Annotated in this window: 1 protein-coding gene; it reads right to left on the bottom strand. The window is 68.0% G+C overall.

The features are described from left to right. Window positions 1-3: 3 nt before the first annotated feature. Window positions 4-1146 (bottom strand): acyl-CoA dehydrogenase family protein (locus PUR71_RS23045; RefSeq protein WP_329928984.1); only part of this gene is annotated, 1143 nt, incomplete at its 5' end.

The raw sequence follows: 1146 nt of genomic DNA, 5'->3' as shown, positions 1-1146 counted from the left end.
GTGTTACGGCAGGTTGCGGGCCATGACGATGCGCTGGACCTGGTTGGTGCCCTCGTAGATCTGCGTGATCTTCGCGTCACGCATCATCCGCTCCACCGGGTAGTCCCGCGTGTACCCGTACCCGCCCAGCAACTGGACCGCGTCCGTCGTGATCTCCATCGCCGCGTCCGACGCGAAACACTTCGCCGCCGCACCGAAGAACGTCAGATCCCCGTCCCCGCGCTGCGACTTCGCCGCCGCCGCGTACGTCAGCTGACGCGCCGCCTCCAGCTTCATCGCCATGTCCGCCAGCATGAACTGGACCCCCTGGAACTCCGCGATCGCCTTCCCGAACTGCTTGCGCTCCCGCACATAACCCTTCGCGTAGTCCAGCGCCCCCTGCGCGATCCCGATCGCCTGCGCCGCGATCGTCACCCGCGTGTGGTCCAGCGTCCTCATCGCCGTCGCGAACCCCGTGCCCTCCGCACCGATCATCCGGTCCGCCGGGATCCGCACGTTGTCGAAGTACACCTCACGCGTCGGCGACCCCTTGATCCCCAGCTTCTTCTCCGGAGCACCGAACGACACACCCTCGTCGCCCTTCTCCACCACGAACGCCGAGATCCCCTTCGACCGCAGCTCCGGATCCGTCACCGCCATCACCGTGTAGAACTCCGACACACCCGCGTTCGTGATCCAGCGCTTCACCCCGTTCAGCACCCAGAAATCACCGTCACGCACCGCCCGCGTCCTCATCCCCGCCGCGTCCGAACCCGCCTCCGGCTCCGACAGGCAGTACGAGAACATCCCCTCACCCCGCGCCAGCGCCCCCAGGTACTTCGCCTTCAGCTCCCGCGAACCCGACAACTGCACCGGCAACGACCCCAGCTTGTTCACCGCCGGGATCAGCGACGACGACGCGCACACCCGCGCGACCTCCTCGATCACGATCACCGTCGCCAGCGCGTCCGCCCCCGCACCCCCGAACTCCTCCGGCACGTGCACCGCGTGCAGGTCACTGCCCCGCAACGCCTCCAGCGCCTCCTGCGGGAACCGGCCCTGCTCGTCCACCTCCGCCGCGAACGGAGCGATCTTCGCCTCGGCCAGCCCACGCACCGCCTCCCGGAGCATCTCGTGCTCCTCGGAGATACGGAAGAGATCGAAGTC

Origin of the sequence: Streptomyces sp. SP17BM10, assembly GCF_036322405.1 — a bacterium.
GTDB lineage: Bacteria > Actinomycetota > Actinomycetes > Streptomycetales > Streptomycetaceae > Kitasatospora.
Note: the sequence above shows the minus strand (reverse complement) of the source record. Positions and strands in the feature narration are given on the sequence as shown.